Source organism: Streptomyces sp. QH1-20, from assembly GCF_041283565.1.
GTDB lineage: Bacteria > Actinomycetota > Actinomycetes > Streptomycetales > Streptomycetaceae > Streptomyces > Streptomyces syringius.
The window spans coordinates 1819634-1836654 of sequence record NZ_CP166299.1 but is presented as its reverse complement, the minus strand read 5'-3'; the positions used below and the strand labels follow the sequence as shown (position 1 = coordinate 1836654).

Sequence of the window (17021 nt, the reverse complement as noted above, 5' to 3'; positions counted from 1 at the left end):
TCACCCGTCGGTGCTCAGGCCTCGGACTGGGGTGCCCGCAGCAGGGACCGCAGCCGGGTGGTCCGCTCCTTCGCCGGGATCTCGGCCACCGCGCGGGGCAGTGCCTGGTCCACGCCGTGCACGACCGACAGATGCCGCTCGCCCCGGCTGAACGCGGTGTAGATCCACGACCTCGTCAGCTCCTGGGCGGCGTCGCCGGGCAGCACCACCACGGCCGCCGGCCAGCGCGTACCGGCAGCCTGGTGCGCGGTGACGGCCCAGCCGTGCCGCACCGTCCCGCCCACCCGCTCGGGCGGGACGACGACGGGCGAGCCCGCGCAGTCCAGCCGGAGCCCCGCCGCGTCCGCCGAGACGACCGTGCCGGGGACCATACGGCCCGGCGCCGGTACGTAGGCGATGCGGTCGCCGGGGTCGAAGCCGCCGAACCGGCCCGGGCCGGGGTTGAGCCGCTCCTTCAGCGCCGCGTTGAGCGCCCGGGTGCCGACGGCACCGCCGTGGCCCGGGGTGATCACCTGGGTGTGCTCGGCGGGCACGCCGATGGCGCGCGGCACCGAGTCCGCGACGAGCTGCACCGTGCGGTGCACGGCTTCGCCCGCGTCCCGGACCGGGACGATCACGACCTCCTTGCCGGGGGCGTCCACGGTGGTCAGCTCACCGATCCCGATGCCCGACACCAGCTCGCCGATCGGGCCCGCGTCCGGGGTGCGCGAGACGACCGCGGGGCAGGCCCGCGCGGCCACCACGTCCGCGAAGACCCGGCCGGGGCCGGCCGACCACAGCACGCCGGGGTCACCGCTCAGCACCAGCCGGGTGCCGTCCGTCAGCGACTCCACCAGCATCGCCGCCGTCTCCACGTCCAGCTGCGGGGCGTCCAGCACGGCCAGCACATCGAGCGCGAGGGCGCCTTCCGCGTCCCGCCCGGGGCCCTCCTGGCCGGACAGTAGTCCGGTGACGGTGACCGCGTCGGGGTCGCCGAGCGCGACCAGACGCCGCTTGCCGTCCTCGGTGTGCGCGGCGGCACAGGCCCGCAGGCCCAGGGCGCGGGCCGCGAGGACGAGGGCGAGGGGCTCCGCGCGGGCCGCCTCGCCACCGCTGTGCGTCACCAGCCCGGAGGCCGCGACGGCACGGATCAGCTCCGCGGCGGAGGGGGAGGGCGCGGCGGCAGCGGCGGCCTCCCAGTCGGGTGCCGCGTCGGATGCCGCCGGGCTGTCAGTGGGGGGTTCCGCACCGGATCCGGCTCCGGCCTCCTGCTCGTCCCCACCGCCGTCCGCGACAGCGTCGGCATCCGCGGCGGCGCGCGCCGGCTCCGTGCCCAAGGTGCTGATCAGCCGGGCGAGGCCGTCGGCCAGGCTTTCCTCCGCCATCGCGTAGCGGTCCAGCCCCAGCAGCAGCCGGACCGGGACCTCCGCCTCCGAGCCGTCCGGCTCGGGGCGGGCGGCACCCGGGGTCTCCAGGGCCTCCTGGAACACCAGCACCGAGCCCTCCGCGAGCGCGCTCTGCAGCGCCTCGTCCGGCTCCGGCACGGACTGCTTGCCGAGCGCGGTGCGCAGCACCGACGCCTCCAGCACGGTGTGCCCGGCGAGCGCGGCGCGCTCCAGCAGCCAGCCGACCAGGGCCTGGCCCCGGCGCTCGTCACCCGGACCGCACTCCGGGCCCAGCAGTGCCCGCGCGAAGCCGTCCGCCTGCTCCGGGCGCACGCCCGGGACGGCCAGCAGCTGCCAGGGGTCGTCGCGCAGGGCCTCGGCGGCCTGCTCCCCGAGCACGCCGACCACCTGCTCGGCCAGCGTCTGGGGGGCGCCGCCCGCGGTGAGCACCTGCCGTACGCCGTCCAGCCCCTCGGCGCTGATGTGCAGGGCCGGGCGCGGGGGAGCGGCGGGGGCCGCGGGTGCCGTCGGCGCGGGCGCGGTGGCCCGCTCGGGCCGGGGCGCGGCGCCGCTGTCCGGCGCCGGCGCGGCGGGGACCCGCCTGCCGCCGGACGGTCCGGTGAAGAACGACGCTGCCGGGCGCTCCCCGCTCTCCACGGCCCGCACCGCGGCCGCCAGCGCCTCCGCGGCGGCGGACCGGCTCCCGCCGCCCGAGGCGGGGGCCCCGGCCTCGGCCGCCGGAGCCGGCTGCTCCGCCGGCTGCTCCGGGGACCCTTCCTCCCGCGCGCCGTCCTCGGCCTCACGACCGTCGCCGTCCGTCCCGGCCCCGGTGTCGTCGGCGGGGGCGGCCGGTGACGCGGCGTCGCCCGGCTCGCCCGGCTCGGCCGGGGCGGCCTCCTCGGGGGAGGGCGCGGACGCGTCCTCGACGGCGAGGGGGTCGCGGTCGGTACTCACAGCGTGCTCCAGTCCTGATCGGGATAGCGGTGCACGGGCGCCGACACATCGTCGAGCGCCTGGCAGATCTCGTCTGGAAGAGTAAGGCTCTCCACTGACAACGCGGCTCCGAGCTGCGCCGCGTTCCGCGCGCCGACGATCGGGGCGACCACGCCGGGCCGGTCGCGCACCCACGCGAGAGCCACCTGCAAGGGGGTCGTGGCGAGCCCGTGGGCGGCCGTGGTGACGGCGTCGACGACGCGGGTGGCGTCGGCGTCCAGATAGGGCTCGACGAAGGAGGCGAGATGGTCGGAGGCCCCCCGTGAGTCGGTGGGCGTCCCGTGGCGGTACTTGCCCGTCAGCACGCCCCGGCCGAGCGGTGAGGACGGCAGCACCCCGATGCCCAGGTCGAGCGCGGCGGGCAGCACCTCGCGCTCGATGCCGCGCTGCAGCAGCGAATACTCCATCTGCGTGCTGGCCAGCCGGGTGCGTGTGCCTGGCCCGGCGAGCTGCCAGGTGGCGGCCTTGGCGAGCTGCCAGCCGCAGAAGTTGGACACCCCGGCATAGCGGGCCCGGCCGCTGCCGACCGCTATGTCGAGCGCCTGCAGCGTCTCCTCGATCGGGGTGAAGGGGTCGAAGGCGTGGATCTGCCACAGGTCGACGTAGTCCGTGCCCAGCCGCGTCAGCGAGGCGTCGAGCGCGGAGAGCAGATGGCCCCGCGAGCCGTCGAAGCGCCGGTCGGGGTCGGGGACGCTGCCCGCCTTGGTCGCGACGACCAGGTCGCGGCGCGGTACGAGGTCCTCCATCAGCCGGCCGAGGACGTACTCCGCGCCGCCGTCCGCGTAGACATCGGCGGTGTCGACGAGGGTGCCGCCCGCCTCCCAGAACATCTTGAGCTGCTCGGCGGCGTCGAATTCGCCGGTGTCCCGGGCCCAGGTGAGGGTGCCGAGCCCGATCCTCGAGACCCGCAGTCCCGTGCGGCCGAGATGCCTTGACTCCATGAGCGCTGAGGTTACTGGCCGTGGCCTGGGCCGTGGCCGCCTGTGGACAGCCGCCTGTGGACAACGTGCCGATGACGTACCCCAGGTCGGCGCGCTACAGTCCCCGGAACAACGACGTTACTGATCGGTAAGGGGCGCCCGCATGGCTCGCATGAGGCTCGGAATCAACCTCGGCTACTGGGGAGCCGGGATGGACGCGGACAACCTCGCGGTCGCCCGCGAGGCCGACCGGCTGGGCTACGCGGTCTGCTGGGCGGCCGAGGCGTACGGCTCCGACGCGCCCACCGTGCTCGCCTGGGTCGCGGCGCAGACCGAACGGATCGACGTCGGTTCGGCGATCTTCCAGATCCCGGCCCGTACGCCCACGATGACGGCCATGACGGCCGCGACCCTCGACTCGCTCTCCGGCGGCCGGTTCCGCCTCGGCCTCGGGGTGTCCGGCCCGCAGGTCTCCGAGGGCTGGTACGGCGTGAAGTTCGACAAGCCGCTCGCCCGCACCCGTGAGTACGTCGAGATCATCCGCAAGGCCATGTCCCGTGAGCGCGTCGCCCACGACGGCGACCACTGGACGCTGCCGCTGCCCGGCGGCCCGGGCAAGCCCATCAAGCTCACCGTCCACCCGGTGCGCGAGCACATCCCGCTCTACATCGCGGCCATCGGCCCGAAGAACCTGGAGCAGACCGGCGAGATCGCCGACGGCGCCCTCGTCGTCTTCTTCGCGCCCGAGCACGCCGAGGAGACCACCCTGGGCGCCCTGCGGGCCGGCCGTGAGAAGGCGGGCAAGGACCTCGACGGCTTCGACCTCGTGCCGACCGTGCCCATGGCCGTCGGTGACGACGTGGACGCCCTCGCGGACCTCTTCCGCCCGTACACCGCCCTCTACGTCGGCGGCATGGGCAGCGCCAAGCAGAACTTCTACAACAAGCTCGCCCAGCGCATGGGGTACGAGAAGGCCGCCGCCGAGATCCAGGAGAAGTACCTCGCCGGGGACAAGGCGGGCGCCGCGGCCGCGGTGCCGCGCGAGCTGATCGACTCCACCACCCTGCTCGGCCCGGTGGAGCGCGTCGCCGACCGGATGCAGGCGTACGCGGAGGCCGGGGTCACCACCCTGTCGCTGGCCCCCGCGGGCTTCACCCTGGACGAGCGGATCGCGAGCCTGCGGGCCGGCGTGGACGCCCTGGAGCGAGCCGGTCTCGCCTAGGCCTGTCCGGCGGGTCCCCGGGTGCACCCCCGCCGCGCGGTGCGCGTAGTGGTCCGCGGGACGACTGCGGCCGTGGTGGGGGCTCGGGGGGCCTTCCCCGCCACGGCCGTCACCGAGGACAACGCCCCGTACGGCCCCGTGGTTACGCACCGCGGGGCCCTTCGTCGTTCCTTGACCCGCCGTTCCCCCGCCGTCCGGCATTCGGCCGAGCGGGCGGCCCGAGCGTTTGCCGCACCCTGCCCGGCGCAGTTGACTTTGCCTTCGGGGCGTCGTGCACGGAGGTGGCAGCCATGCTCTCGGCCAGAAGCGTGTTCCAGGAGATCCTCGACAACGACGAGTCGTACCGGCTCTTCTGCTCCATCGCCGCCGGCGGCGAATCGCAGGGGGCCTGGGAGAACGGCCGGATCGCCGCGCTGGCGCCGCCCGAGCTGCAGACCCTCGCACCCAAGATCGCCCGGCACGGCGCGGACGAGGACAAGCACGGCCGGATCTTCCTCGCCCTGCTCCGCAGACGGGGGCTGGAGCCGGTGCCGGTCCCGCCGGAGACCGATTACACAGCCATCCTCGAACGCCGGGGCATCGGGCTTCCCCACACCAAGCTGCGTGCCGACACCCCGCTCACCGAGCGGGACATCGTCGCCTACCTCTCTCACAGCCGGGTCACCGAGCAACGCGCCTCCGAGCAGATGGGCCTGCTCACCAAGCACTTCGGCGAGCACCCCGAGGTCGGCAGGGCGATCAAGATGATCTGTCACGACGAGGCCAATCACCTCGCCTACTGCCACGAGGAGCTGCTGCGGCTCGCCGCCGCCGGATACGGCCGGACGATCCAGGCGATCCTCCGGGAGAGCGCGCTCGCCGAGATCGTGGTCTACCGGGACGTCAGCCTCGCGGTGATGGGCCACATGGGCCGCATCCTGCGGTGGCCGAAGGCCAAGTCCACGGCGCTCACGGCGGGCATCCGCGCCCTGCACGGGTACGAGCGGCTCGGCGGCTGGCGGCGGATGGTCGGACTGCGACTGCCCGACCGCCTCGACGCGCTGCACGGCCCCGCCGACCCCGCCCCCGGGTTCGCCTGACCCCACCCGCCGCGCCCTCAGAGCCAGCCGCGCCGCTTGAAGAGCCGGTGCAGCAGGAACTCCAGCACGACCAACAGGCCCAGCACCGCGGGATACCCCCAGGGCTCGCGCAACTCCGGCATGTGGTCGAAGTTCATCCCGTACACCCCGGCGATCATCGTCGGGAGGGCCGCCATGGCCGCCCACGCCGAGATCTTGCGCATGTCGTCGTTCTGCTGGACGCCGGTCTGCGCGAGGTGGGCCGACAGGATGTCCGAAAGCAGTCGGTCCAGGCCCTCCGCGGACTCGTTGACCCGGGTCAGGTGATCACTCACATCGCGGAAGAACGGCTGGGATCCGCTGTCCACGAACGGCAGCCGCGCCTCCGCGAGCCGGGTCATCGGCTCGGCCAGCGGGACCGTCGCCCGCCGGAACTCCACGACCTGCCGTTTGAAGGCGTAGATCCGCGAGGCGGTGTTCCTGTTGTCCCCGCCGACCGGCGCGAACACCTCGGCCTCCAGCTCCTCCAGGTCCACCTGGAGCGCCGCCGCCACATCGATGTAGTGGTCCACGACGGCGTCGCTCACCGCGTACATCACCGATGTCGGACCGTGCTTGAGCACCTCCGGCTCGTGTTCCAGCCGCTGCCGCACGCGCGCGAGCGGGCTGCCCTCGCCGTGGCGGACGGAGACGACGAAGCAGTCGCCGACGAACAGCATCAGCTCACCGGTGGTGACGGTGCCCGCCGCGTCGTCGTAGGTGAGGGGCTTGAGCACCATGAACAGCGAGTCGTCGTACACCTCCAGCTTCGGACGCTGGTGCGCGTTGAGCGCGTCCTCGACGGCCAGCGGGTGCAGCTCGAACTCGTTCGTCACCAGGTCGAACTCGTCCTCCGTGGGCTCGTACAGCCCGACCCACACGAAGGAGTGCCCCTTGGCGCGCGCCTCCCGCAGCGCGTCCGAGAGGTCGGTGGGGCCCTCCGTCCGTTGCCCGTCCCGGTAAATGCCGACGTCGACGATCACGACAGGCATTCTTCCGCCAATCCGTCCGCAGCGCACCGGAGGGGCGCCTGGGGCGCCCGGTTACGGACGTAGGCTGGTCGTCATGCCCACGCTGATCCTGCTCCGGCACGGCCGGTCCACCGCCAACACCGGGGGAGTGCTCGCCGGGTGGACCCCCGGGGTCGCCCTCGACGAGCGCGGCGCCGCCCAGGCGGCCGCCCTCCCCGCCCGGCTCCGCGACGTGCCGCTCGCCGTCGCCGTCGCCAGCCCGCTCCAGCGCTGTCAGGAGACCCTGGCACCGCTGCTCGCCGCGCGGCCGGAGCTGCCGTCGCACACCGACGAGCGGATCGGCGAATGCCACTACGGCGACTGGTCGGGCCGCAAGCTCGCCGAACTGCACGACGAGCCGCTGATGGCTGTCGTGCAGCAGCACCCCTCCGCCGCCGCCTTCCCCGGCGGGGAGTCCGTACGCGCCATGCAAGCGAGGGCGCTGGACGCGGTCCGCGACTGGAACGAGCGGATCGAGCGGGAACACGGCCCGGACGCCGTCTACCTCATGTGCACGCACGGCGACATCATCAAGGCGCTCGTCGCCGACGCGCTCGGCCTCCACCTCGACCTCTTCCAGCGGATCGCCGTCGACCCCTGCTCGGTCACGGCCATCCGCTACACCCGGCTGCGGCCCTATCTGGCGCGCCTCGGCGACACCGGTGACCTGGCCGATCTCGCCCCGAGCGGGCAGCCGCCGACGGAGCGCGAGGGGGACGCGGCCGTCGGGGGTGGTGCGGGAGCACCGTGATCGTCGTGCGCAGTAGGGTGGTGAGGCGGGGGTGCCCGCCTCGCTGCCGGTGATCACCTCGCCGGAGCAGGCCGTACCGCACCGCGCACGACTCACACCGACCCGCCCCGAGCCGTACAACCACTCCGACCACCCGAACCAAATGGAGCAGGACGTTGTCCCGTCAGGTGTTCCTCTATGACCCGCCGGACCGATTCGTCGCCGGTACGGTCGGGCTGCCGGGCCGCCGCATTTTCTTCCTCCAGGCCTCGGCGGCCGGCCGGACCACCAGCGTCATGCTGGAGAAGACCCAGGTGGAAGCGCTCGCCGAGCGCATCGACGAGCTGCTGGACGAGGTGGTCCGGCGCACCGGCGGCAATGCCCCGGTGCCGGCCGTGGCCCCCGCCGAACTGGCCGACACCGCCCCCCTGGACACCCCCGTCGAGGAGGAGTTCCGGGTCGGCACCATGGCGCTGGCCTGGGACGGCGAGCACGAGCGGATGGTGGTGGAGGCGCAGGCCCTCGTGGAGCTGGCGGCCGACACCGAGGAGGACCTCGCCGAGGCCGAGGAGCGGTTGCTCAAGGACGAGGCGAACGGGCCGCCGATGCTGCGGGTGCGGCTGACCGGCACCATGGCCCGCGCGTTCGCCAAGCGTGCCCTCGAAGTCGTCAACGCCGGCCGCCCGCCGTGCCCGCTGTGCAGCCTGCCGCTCGACCCGGAGGGACACGTATGTCCGCGCCAGAACGGATACCGCCGCGGAGCGTGACCCCGCACGAGCTGCTGGCACTGGGCGAGCTGACGGTGCGCGGCCGGGTCCGCGAGGCGTCCAACGCGGTCCTGTACTGCACGGTCGCCTACGAGGGCGTCACCGCCTCCTGTGTCTACAAGCCGGTCGCCGGGGAGCGCCCGCTGTGGGACTTCCCCGACGGGACGCTGGCGCAGCGCGAGGTGGCGGCGTACGAACTCTCCGAGGCCATGGGCTGGGGACTGATCCCGCCGACGGTGCTGCGCGACGGCCCGTACGGCGAGGGCATGTGCCAGCTGTGGATCGAGGGCCCGGACGAGGAGACCGCCGGCGCGGAGCTGTTGGCGCTGGTCGAGGGCGAGGAGCCGGGCCCGGGCTGGAAGGCCGTCGGCTTCGCGGAGGTGGGGGAGGACCGCACCGCGCTGCTGGTGCACGCCGACGACGTGCGGCTGCGGCGGCTGGCCGTGCTCGACGCGGTGATCAACAACGGTGACCGCAAGGTCGGCCATCTGCTGCCCGCGGCCGACGGGCGGCTGTACGCGATCGACCACGGCGTGACCTTCAACGCCGACGACAAGCTGCGCACCCTGCTGTGGGGCTGGGCCGGCGAGCCACTGCCCGAGGAGGCCCTGGAGGCCCTACGGCGACTTTCGGCCGATCTGGCCGAGGAGCGCCCGCTCGCCGCCCGACTGGCCGAGTTGATCACCCCCGCCGAGATCGAGGCGCTGCGCGCCCGGGTCGCGGACCTCCTGCGGACCGGACGGCACCGCGAACCCAGTGGACAGTGGCCCGCCATCCCCTGGCCGCCGGTCTGACCGGGCCTGTCCGTGCGGATTGGCCGAGATCGCGCAAGAGCCGGTCTTCGGCCAACAGCCGAGTCCGGTTCGTATCCGGAACATGCGTCCGGTTAGGCTTCAGGACATGCATGCCTGGCCCGCTTCTGAGGTACCCGCCCTGCCTGGCAGTGGCCGCGACCTCCGGATCCACGACACCGCGACCGGCGAGCGAGTGACCCTCGTCCCCGGTCCCGTCGCCCGTATCTATGTCTGCGGCATCACGCCGTACGACGCCACCCACATGGGGCACGCGGCGACCTACAACGCGTTCGACCTCGTGCAGCGCGTGTGGCTCGACACCAAGCGGCAGGTCCATTACGTCCAGAACGTCACCGACGTCGACGACCCGCTGCTCGAGCGGGCCCTCGCCAACGGCGACGACTGGACCGCGCTCGCCGAGCGCGAGACCGCCCTCTTCCGCGAGGACATGACCGCGCTGCGGATGCTTCCGCCGCGGCACTACGTGGGCGCCGTGGAGTCGATACCCAAGATCGTTCCCCTGGTGGAGCGGCTGCGTGACGCCGGTGCCGCCTACGAGCTCGAAGGCGACGTCTACTTCTCCGTCGCGTCCGACAGCCACTTCGGCGAGGTCTCCGGCCTCGACGCGGAGGCGATGCGACTGCTGTCCGCCGAGCGCGGCGGCGACCCGGACCGCCCCGGCAAGAAGAACCCCCTCGACCCGATGCTGTGGATGGCCGCCCGCCCGGGCGAGCCCAGCTGGGACGGCGCCTCCCTCGGCCCCGGCCGCCCGGGCTGGCACATCGAGTGCGTCGCGATCGCCCTCGAACACTTCGGCATGGGCTTCGACGTCCAGGGCGGCGGCAGCGACCTCGTCTTCCCGCACCACGAGATGGGCGCCTCGCACGCCCAGGCGCTCACCGGCGAGCACCCGTTCGCCAAGACCTACGTGCACGCGGGCATGGTCGCCCTGGACGGGCAGAAGATGTCCAAGTCCAAGGGCAATCTGGTCTTCGTCTCCCGGCTGCGCCGCGACGGCGTCGACCCCGCCGCCATCCGGCTCGCCCTGCTCGCCCACCACTACCGGGCCGACTGGGAGTGGACCGACGCCGTCCTGACCGAGGCCGTCGAGCGCCTCGGCCGCTGGCGTGCGGCCGTCTCCCGCCCGGACGGGCCGTCCGCCGACGCCCTGGTCGAGGAGATCCGCGACGCCCTCGCGGACGACCTCGACGCCCCGGCCGCGCTCGCCGCGGTCGACCGCTGGGCCGCCGCCCAGACCGCCGACGGCGGCAGCGACGAGGGGGCGCCCGGCGTCGTCTCCCGGGCCGTCGACGCGCTGCTCGGCGTGGCCCTGTGACGGGCTGACCCCCGCGCTTTCCCCAGGAGGGTGCTCCCCGGCTCCAACGGCCGGGGAGCACCCTCCTTCGTTTCCGCCGCCGAAGGCTTCTGGGACGACGGCGCCCGGGGCGCCCGCGTCGGTCCCGGTCATCCCGGGCGCTGTCGCGTCACGGTCCTGGGCGGTCAGTCCTTGCCGTCCGGCCCCTTGTCGTTCGGCCCCTCGGGGGCCGGTCCGGTGCCGGGGTCCTCGTCGGACGCCGGCGCCTGCGACTCGTCCTTGGGCTGGGGCTTCGGCGGCCGCGTACGGCCGCTGGAGGTGTCGCGGAGGTACGAGGAGTCCCGGCCGTCGGCGACGCCGGGGTCGGTGCCGAGGCCGGGCTGGCCCGGCCCGGGCTGGCCGTCGCGGCGCCGCAGATAACGCTCGAACTCCCGGGCGATGGCCTCGCCGGAGGCCTCCGGCAGCTCGGCGGTGTCCCGCGCCTCCTCCAGCGACTGGACGTACTCCGCGACCTCGCTGTCCTCCGCCGCCAGTTGGTCCACGCCCAGCTGCCAGGCCCGCGCGTCCTCCGGCAGGTCGCCGAGCGGAATCCGCAGATTGACCAGGTCCTCCAGGCGGTTGAGGAGCGCCAGGGTCGCCTTCGGGTTCGGCGGCTGCGAGACGTAGTGCGGCACGGCCGCCCACAGGCTCACCGTCGGGATGCCCGCGTGCGTGCACGCCTCCTGGAGAATGCCGACGATGCCGGTCGGGCCCTCGTAGCGGGACTCCTCCAGATCCATGGTGCGCGCCAGGTCCGGGTCGGAGGTGACGCTGCTGACCGGCACGGGCCGGGTGTGCGGGGTGTCACCGAGCAGCGAGCCCAGGATCACGACCATCTCCACCCCCAACTCATGGGCGAAGCCGAGGATCTCGTTGCAGAACGAGCGCCAGCGCATGCTCGGCTCGATGCCCCGGACCAGGACCAGATCGCGCGGCGTCGCCCCGCCCGTGCGCACCACGGAGAGCCGGGTGGTCGGCCAGGTGACCTTGCGGACCCCGCCGTCCAGCCACACCGTGGGCCGGTTGACCTGGAAGTCGTAGTAGTCCTCGGCGTCGAGCGCCCCGAAGACCTCGCCCTTCCACTCGCGGTCGAGGTGCGCGACCGCGTTGGAGGCGGCGTCCCCGGCGTCGTTCCACCCCTCGAAGGCACAGATCATGACCGGGTCGATCAGCTCGGGAACCCCCTCAAGCTCGATCACCCAGCGCCTCCTTCCGACCGGGGCGGAACGGAGGTCCGTGCCACCGCCGGTTGCAGTTCCGTGCAGTTCTGTCGTGGGTCCGCGGGCCCGTCGGTCGCCCGTCGTCGGCCCGCTCCCCGCGTGCGACCTCAAGCCTACGGCTTCCGCGTCCCGCGGTCGCGACCCCGTACGACCGGAGGTGCCCCCGCGGTCGCTCCCCGGGCCGCCGGGGGCGCCCGCGGGACACGCGTCGAGGGGAGAGACGCAGCGTCTCTCCCCTCGACGGGTGATGCGGTGCCGCGGTGCGGCCGGGCGTCAGCCCTTGTCGCCCAGCATGTCCTTGACCTTGGCGCGGACGTCCTCGGAGTCCAGGCCGCGGATCGTCAGGGTCGTGCGGCGGCGCAGCACGTCGTCGACCGTCTCGGCCCACTCGTGGTCACGGGCGTAGACGACCTGGGCCCAGATCTCGGGGCCGTCGGGGTGGATGCGCTCGGCCAGCTCCGGGTTCTCGTTCGCCAGGCGCGCGATGTCGAAGGACAGCGAGCCGTAGTGCGAGGCGAGGTGACGGGCGGTCAGCGGGTCCATGCGGCTGCCGGGCTCACGGTCCACCAGCAGTCGGTGGGCGACCGCGTTGGGGTTGGAGATACCGGGCAGCGGGGTGCGGCGGACCAGGTTGGAGATGGGCTCCATGTCCTCGGTCAGCGGGCTGCCGGGGAGCTTGGCGAGCTTGCTCATGACCGTACGGCCGATGTGGCGGTAGGTCGTCCACTTGCCGCCGGCGACGGACAGCATGCCGCCCTTGCCCTCGGAGACGACCGTCTCGCGCTTGGCCTGGGCCACGTCGCCGGGGCCGCCCGGCAGCACGCGCAGGCCCGCGAAGGCGTACGTCATCAGATCGCGGTCGAGGTCCGCGTCCTGGATGGAGAACGCCGCCTCGTCGAGGATCTGCTGGATGTCCTCCTCCGTGGCGCGGACGTCGGCCGGGTCGCCCTCGTACGCGGTGTCGGTGGTGCCGAGGAGCAGCTGGTCCTCCCACGGCAGGGCGAAGGTGATGCGGTACTTGTCGATCGGGGTGGCCATGGCGGCCTTCCACGGCGACTTGCGCTTCATCACGATGTGCGCGCCCTTGGAGAGGCGGATGGAGGGGGCGGCGCCCTTGTCCTCCATGGTGCGCAGGTGGTCGACCCAGGGACCGGTGGCGTTGAGCACGACGCGGGCGTTGACGCCGAACTCGGTGCCGTCGGTGCGGTCCTTGAGCTCCGCGCCGGTCACCTTGCCGTGCGTGAAGCGCAGACCGGTCACCTCGGCGTGGTTGAGCACCACGGCGCCGGACTCGACGGCCGCGCGGACCGTCATGACGGCCACGCGCGAGTCGTTCATCTGGTGGTCGTAGTAGACCGCGACGGCCTTGAGGTTGTCCGTGCGCAGACCCGGGTTGGCGGCCTGGGCCTTCGCCGGGGAGATGACCTTGCCGACGCCGTCGCCGAAGGCGGACAGCGCGGAGTAGGCGAAGACACCGGCGCCCAGCTTGGCGGCGCCGACCGGGCCGCCCTTGTAGACCGGCAGGTAGAAGGTGAGCGGGTTGACCAGGTGCGGGGCCACGTCCTTGGCCAGCACCCGACGCTCGTGGTGGTTCTCCGCCACCAGCTTGACCGCGCCGGTCTGCAGGTAGCGCAGACCGCCGTGGACGAGCTTGGAGGAGGCGGAGGAGGTGGCGCCGGCGAAGTCGCCGGCGTCCACCATCGCGACCCGCAGTCCGGACTGCGCGGCGTGCCAGGCCACCGAGGTGCCCAGGATGCCGCCGCCGATCACCAGGAGGTCGTACGTCGCGTTGGACAGTCGGTCCCGGGTCTCGGCGCGGCTCGGGTTGGAACCGGCAGCCGGGTGCGTCCCGAGGGTCGGGACGCTCTGCAGGGTGCTCATGATTACTCCTCGTCCTCGATCCAGCCCATGGTCCGCTCGACGGCCTTGAGCCAGCTCTTGTACTCGCGGTCACGCGTGTCCGCGTCCATCCGGGGTGTCCACTCGGCGGCCCGGCGCCAGTTGGCGCGCAGGGCGTCGGTGTCCGGCCAGAAGCCGACGGCGAGGCCGGCGGCGTAGGCGGCGCCGAGGCAGGTGGTCTCGGCGACCATCGGGCGCACCACGGGGGCGTCCAGGAAGTCCGAGAGCGTCTGCATCAGCAAGTTGTTGGAGGTCATGCCGCCGTCGACCTTGAGCGCGGTCAGCTCGACGCCGGAGTCCTTCGTCATGGCGTCGGTGATCTCGCGGGTCTGCCAGGCGGTGGCCTCGAGCACGGCGCGGGCGATGTGCGCCTTGGTGACGTAGCGGGTCAGACCCGCGATGACACCACGCGCGTCGGAGCGCCAGTAGGGGGCGAACAGGCCGGAGAAGGCCGGCACGAAGTACGCGCCGCCGTTGTCCTCGACGGAGCTGGCGAGCGTCTCGATCTCGGCCGCGCTCTTGATCAGGCCCATCTGGTCGCGCATCCACTGCACGAGGGAGCCGGTGACGGCGATGGAGCCCTCGAGGGCGTAGACCGGCTTCTCGTCACCGATGCGGTAACCGACGGTCGTCAGCAGGCCGTTGTAGGAGTTGACGGGCTCGTCGCCGGTGTTCATCAGCATGAACGTGCCGGTGCCGTACGTCGACTTGGCCTCGCCCTCGGAGAAGCAGGTCTGGCCGAACAGGGCCGCCTGCTGGTCGCCGAGCGCGGAGGCGACGGGCACGCCGTCCAGCGCGCCGCCCTTGGCGGTGCCGTAGACCTCGGCGGAGGAGCGGATCTCCGGCAGCACGGCGACGGGGATCTCCATCGACTCCGCGATGCGCTCGTCCCAGGCGAGGCTGCGCAGGTTCATCAGCATCGTGCGGGAGGCGTTGGTGACGTCGGTGACGTGCACGCCGCCGTCGGTGCCACCGGTGAGGTTCCAGATGACCCAGGAGTCCATGGTGCCGAAGAGGATGTCGCCGGCCTCGGCGCGCTGGCGCAGGCCCTCGACGTTGTCCAGCAGCCAGCGGACCTTCGGGCCGGAGAAGTAGCTCGCCAGCGGCAGGCCGGTCTCGCGGCGGAAGCGGTCCTGGCCGACGTTGCGGCCGAGCTCCTTGCAGAGACCGTCGGTGCGGGTGTCCTGCCAGACGATCGCGTTGTGGACCGGCTCGCCGGTGTTCTTGTCCCACAGCAGCGTGGTCTCACGCTGGTTGGTGATGCCGATCGCCTTGACGTCGGCGGCGGTGATGCCCGCCTTCTCGATCGCGCCGGCGACGACCTGCTGGACGTTGGCCCAGATCTCGGTGGCGTCGTGCTCGACCCAGCCCGGCTTCGGGAAGATCTGCTCGTGTTCCTTCTGGTCGACGGAGACGATGCGGCCGTCCCGATCGAAGACGATGCAGCGGGACGAGGTGGTGCCCTGGTCGATCGCGGCGATGAACGGGCCCGTGCCGTGGGAGCCGGTCGTGGTGTTCGCGTCGGTCATGGTGTGTGTGCTCCTGGGAAAGTCTGAAGGTCTCGGCGGCGGGTGCTCAGAACGCGATCTTGTGGATGCCTGCGGCGAGCGCGGCACCGATGAGCGGTCCGACCACCGGTACCCAGGCGTAGCCCCAGTCCGAACCGCCCTTGTTGGGCAGCGGCAGCAGCGCGTGCACGATGCGCGGGCCGAGGTCGCGGGCGGGGTTGATGGCGTAACCGGTCGGGCCACCGAGCGAGAGGCCGATGCCGACGACGACGAGGGCGACCATCAGGGTGCCGGTGCCGCTCACGGCCAGGCCCTTGGTCAGGCCCAGGGTGAGGATGAAGAGCACCAGCGCGGCGGTTCCGATGATCTCCGTGACGAGGTTCTGCACCGCGTTACGGATCTCGGGGCCGGTGGAGAAGATGCCCAGCACCGGGCCGGCCTGGGGGGTCGCGGTCTGGTCGACCATGCCCTCCTTGGGGTTCAGGCTCGCGACCAGCTCCGGGTCGGTCAGGTGAGCCCTGAACTGACCGTAGTAGGCGAGCCAGACCAGCGTGGCGCCTATCATCGCGCCGAGCAGCTGGGAGCCGATGTAGAGCGGCACATCGCTCCACTCGACCGCACCGTCTATGGCGAGGCCGAACGTGACGGCGGGGTTGAGGTGCGCACCGGACTTGGCGCCGATGTAGGCACCGGCCAGTACGGCGAAGCCCCAGCCGAATGTGATGGCCAGCCAGCCCGCGTTGAGCGCCTTCGAGCGCTTCAGAGTGACGGCGGCGCACACGCCGCCGCCGAGCAGAATCAATACTGCTGTACCGATGAGCTCACCGGTGAAGATGTCGGAGCTGGACACCCGCGACTCCTTTGTCCTTCGTCCAGGGGAAGGCGAACCCCGGGTCCCTCCGGTGGTCCGCACCCTCCGAGAGGGCGGTGATCGGTCCCGCGGCAGTGTCCACCATAGCGAATATTGTCGTTAGGTGTTCGACAATGCCGACCGATGAACGGCAGTTTTCTGCACTGTTAAGGGCGCGTCAAGGGTCCTGTGACTGAAAACTCGTGGTTGACGCGGCCGAAAATCATCGTTCGGCTACTGGCTGGTACGCAGTGCTACTGGCCGGTATCCGACGGTGCCGATCTTGGTGAGATGTCGATCTTGAGCCGTTTTCCCGGAGCGGTCGCGCCGTGGCCCGCCGGTCGATTCTCGCCCCGCGCCCGCCCCTGGCTCAGACTGTTTCCGGTCGGCGGCTGATCGTTTCTCGGCCAGCGCATGCCCAGGCCAAAGGCCCAGTGCCGGGCCCGGGGCTCAGAAACGCCCCGCGCCCAGGTCGCGGGAGACCGCCCGCGCGCAGTCCCGCACCGCGGCCACCAGCTGCGCGCTCAGCTCCCCGCCCTCGCGCACGCGCTCCACCGCGCCGGTGATGCCCACCGCGCCCACCGGCATCCGCCGCCGGTCGTGGATGGGGGCGGCGACCGAGGCCACGCCCTCCCAGGTCTCCTCGACGTCGGCGGCCCAGCCCCGGGCCCGGGTCAGGTCCAGGATCTCCTCGAAGTCGCCGAGGCCCGTCACCGTGTGCGGCGTGAACGCCTCGCGCTCGGCCTCCGCCACCTCGCTGTGCGCCACCGGGTCATAGGCGCACAGCACCTTGCCCAGGGCGGTGCTGTGCAGCGGCTGCATCGCGCCGACCTCCAGCACCTGACGGCTGTCGTCGGGTCGGAAGACATGGTGGATGATCAGCACGCCCTGCTGGTGGAGCACGCCCAGATAGACGCTCTCACCGCTGGAACGCGCCAGGTCGTCGGCCCATACGAGCGCCCGCGCCCGCAGTTCGTGGACGTCCAGATAGCTGTTGCCCAGGCGCAGCAGTTCCGCGCCGAGCTGATAGCGCCCGGAGGCGGGGTCCTGCTCGACGAAGCCCTCCTGCTGCAACGTGCGCAGGATGCCGTGCGCGGTGCCCTTCGCGAGCCCCAGCGCCGAGGCCACATCGGACAGACCGAGCCGTCGCTCACCCCCTGCGAGCAGCCGCAGCATCGCCGCCGCCCGTTCGAGCGACTGGATGGTCCGAGCCATCGAGCAACCTCCCTCACATGCCGTTCGGCAATGCTGAACACTATCGGCCGATGCCGACCAAGGGGTAGCTGACCGCGG

At 72.6% G+C, this 17021-nt stretch carries 14 protein-coding genes; 6 read left to right on the top strand and 8 right to left on the bottom strand.

Features of this window, described 5'->3' with window-relative positions:
- Positions 1-14 precede the first annotated feature (14 nt).
- Both AB8O64_RS08165 and AB8O64_RS08160 read right to left on the bottom strand, forming a co-directional pair.
- Positions 15-2318: a helix-hairpin-helix domain-containing protein gene (locus AB8O64_RS08165; protein ID WP_370418565.1), complete on the bottom strand. Its 2304-nt coding sequence runs from the start codon at positions 2316-2318 to the stop codon at positions 15-17.
- Entirely contained in the window at positions 2315-3298 is a 984-nt protein-coding gene (locus AB8O64_RS08160; RefSeq protein ID WP_370418564.1) for an aldo/keto reductase, read from the bottom strand. Before AB8O64_RS08160 ends, AB8O64_RS08165 begins: the two co-directional genes overlap by 4 nt.
- Before the next feature lie 151 nt (positions 3299-3449).
- Between AB8O64_RS08160 and AB8O64_RS08155 the strand changes: the two genes are divergently transcribed.
- Both AB8O64_RS08155 and AB8O64_RS08150 read left to right on the top strand, forming a co-directional pair.
- Positions 3450-4499: an LLM class F420-dependent oxidoreductase gene (locus AB8O64_RS08155; RefSeq protein WP_356454769.1), complete on the top strand. Its 1050-nt coding sequence runs from the start codon at positions 3450-3452 to the stop codon at positions 4497-4499.
- A gap of 290 nt (positions 4500-4789) precedes the next feature.
- Entirely contained in the window at positions 4790-5578 is a 789-nt protein-coding gene (locus tag AB8O64_RS08150) for a ferritin-like domain-containing protein (RefSeq protein ID WP_370418563.1), read from the top strand.
- A gap of 17 nt (positions 5579-5595) precedes the next feature.
- Here the strand turns inward: AB8O64_RS08150 and AB8O64_RS08145 are convergent, their stop codons facing one another.
- Positions 5596-6588 carry a magnesium and cobalt transport protein CorA gene (locus tag AB8O64_RS08145; protein WP_370418562.1) on the bottom strand — a complete coding sequence of 331 codons (993 nt, stop codon included), beginning with the start codon at positions 6586-6588 and terminating at the stop codon, positions 5596-5598.
- A 73-nt stretch (positions 6589-6661) separates the two neighbouring features.
- Here AB8O64_RS08145 and AB8O64_RS08140 point away from each other — a divergent pair, with 73 nt between their 5' ends.
- From AB8O64_RS08140 to mshC, 4 genes are all read left to right on the top strand, one after another.
- On the top strand, positions 6662-7357 hold the full coding sequence (locus AB8O64_RS08140; RefSeq protein ID WP_365375391.1) for a histidine phosphatase family protein: 696 nt from the start codon (positions 6662-6664) through the stop codon (positions 7355-7357).
- A 155-nt stretch (positions 7358-7512) separates the two neighbouring features.
- Positions 7513-8103 carry a DUF3090 domain-containing protein gene (locus AB8O64_RS08135; protein ID WP_130877003.1) on the top strand — a complete coding sequence of 197 codons (591 nt, stop codon included), beginning with the start codon at positions 7513-7515 and terminating at the stop codon, positions 8101-8103.
- Positions 8067-8897 carry an SCO1664 family protein gene (locus AB8O64_RS08130; protein ID WP_370418561.1) on the top strand — a complete coding sequence of 277 codons (831 nt, stop codon included), beginning with the start codon at positions 8067-8069 and terminating at the stop codon, positions 8895-8897. The genes AB8O64_RS08135 and AB8O64_RS08130 overlap by 37 nt, the downstream gene beginning before the upstream one ends.
- Before the next feature lie 106 nt (positions 8898-9003).
- Entirely contained in the window at positions 9004-10233 is a 1230-nt protein-coding gene (gene mshC / locus AB8O64_RS08125) for a cysteine--1-D-myo-inosityl 2-amino-2-deoxy-alpha-D-glucopyranoside ligase (protein WP_370418560.1), read from the top strand.
- A gap of 164 nt (positions 10234-10397) precedes the next feature.
- Here mshC and AB8O64_RS08120 read toward each other — a convergent pair whose 3' ends face one another.
- The 5 genes from AB8O64_RS08120 to AB8O64_RS08100 all read right to left on the bottom strand — a co-directional run bounded on the left by AB8O64_RS08120 (position 10398) and on the right by AB8O64_RS08100 (position 16943).
- Positions 10398-11450 (bottom strand): PAC2 family protein, encoded by a 1053-nt coding sequence (locus AB8O64_RS08120; protein ID WP_370418559.1) that lies wholly within the window; start codon positions 11448-11450, stop codon positions 10398-10400.
- Between the two features lie 294 nt (positions 11451-11744).
- Positions 11745-13352 (bottom strand): glycerol-3-phosphate dehydrogenase/oxidase, encoded by a 1608-nt coding sequence (locus tag AB8O64_RS08115; protein WP_130876999.1) that lies wholly within the window; start codon positions 13350-13352, stop codon positions 11745-11747.
- A gap of 2 nt (positions 13353-13354) precedes the next feature.
- Entirely contained in the window at positions 13355-14899 is a 1545-nt protein-coding gene (glpK, locus tag AB8O64_RS08110) for a glycerol kinase GlpK (RefSeq protein ID WP_370418558.1), read from the bottom strand.
- A 46-nt stretch (positions 14900-14945) separates the two neighbouring features.
- Positions 14946-15728 carry an MIP/aquaporin family protein gene (locus AB8O64_RS08105; protein ID WP_356454748.1) on the bottom strand — a complete coding sequence of 261 codons (783 nt, stop codon included), beginning with the start codon at positions 15726-15728 and terminating at the stop codon, positions 14946-14948.
- A 450-nt stretch (positions 15729-16178) separates the two neighbouring features.
- A complete protein-coding gene (locus tag AB8O64_RS08100; RefSeq protein WP_130876996.1) occupies positions 16179-16943 on the bottom strand; it encodes an IclR family transcriptional regulator in 765 nt (254 codons plus the stop codon).
- Between the last annotated feature and the right edge of the window lie 78 nt (positions 16944-17021).

Excerpts from the sequence above, each read along its gene's own strand:
- glpK (WP_370418558.1), bottom strand. The coding sequence starts at position 14,899 with ATGACCGACGCGAACACCACGACCGGCTCCCACGGCACGGGCCCGTTC.
- AB8O64_RS08140 (WP_365375391.1), top strand. The coding sequence starts at position 6,662 with ATGCCCACGCTGATCCTGCTCCGGCACGGCCGGTCCACCGCCAACACC.
- AB8O64_RS08100 (WP_130876996.1), bottom strand. The coding sequence starts at position 16,943 with ATGGCTCGGACCATCCAGTCGCTCGAACGGGCGGCGGCGATGCTGCGG.
- AB8O64_RS08155 (WP_356454769.1), top strand. The coding sequence starts at position 3,450 with ATGAGGCTCGGAATCAACCTCGGCTACTGGGGAGCCGGGATGGACGCG.
- AB8O64_RS08150 (WP_370418563.1), top strand. The coding sequence starts at position 4,790 with ATGCTCTCGGCCAGAAGCGTGTTCCAGGAGATCCTCGACAACGACGAG.
- AB8O64_RS08130 (WP_370418561.1), top strand. The coding sequence starts at position 8,067 with ATGTCCGCGCCAGAACGGATACCGCCGCGGAGCGTGACCCCGCACGAG.
- AB8O64_RS08160 (WP_370418564.1), bottom strand. The coding sequence starts at position 3,298 with ATGGAGTCAAGGCATCTCGGCCGCACGGGACTGCGGGTCTCGAGGATC.
- mshC (WP_370418560.1), top strand. The coding sequence starts at position 9,004 with ATGCATGCCTGGCCCGCTTCTGAGGTACCCGCCCTGCCTGGCAGTGGC.
- AB8O64_RS08115 (WP_130876999.1), bottom strand. The coding sequence starts at position 13,352 with ATGAGCACCCTGCAGAGCGTCCCGACCCTCGGGACGCACCCGGCTGCC.
- AB8O64_RS08145 (WP_370418562.1), bottom strand. The coding sequence starts at position 6,588 with ATGCCTGTCGTGATCGTCGACGTCGGCATTTACCGGGACGGGCAACGG.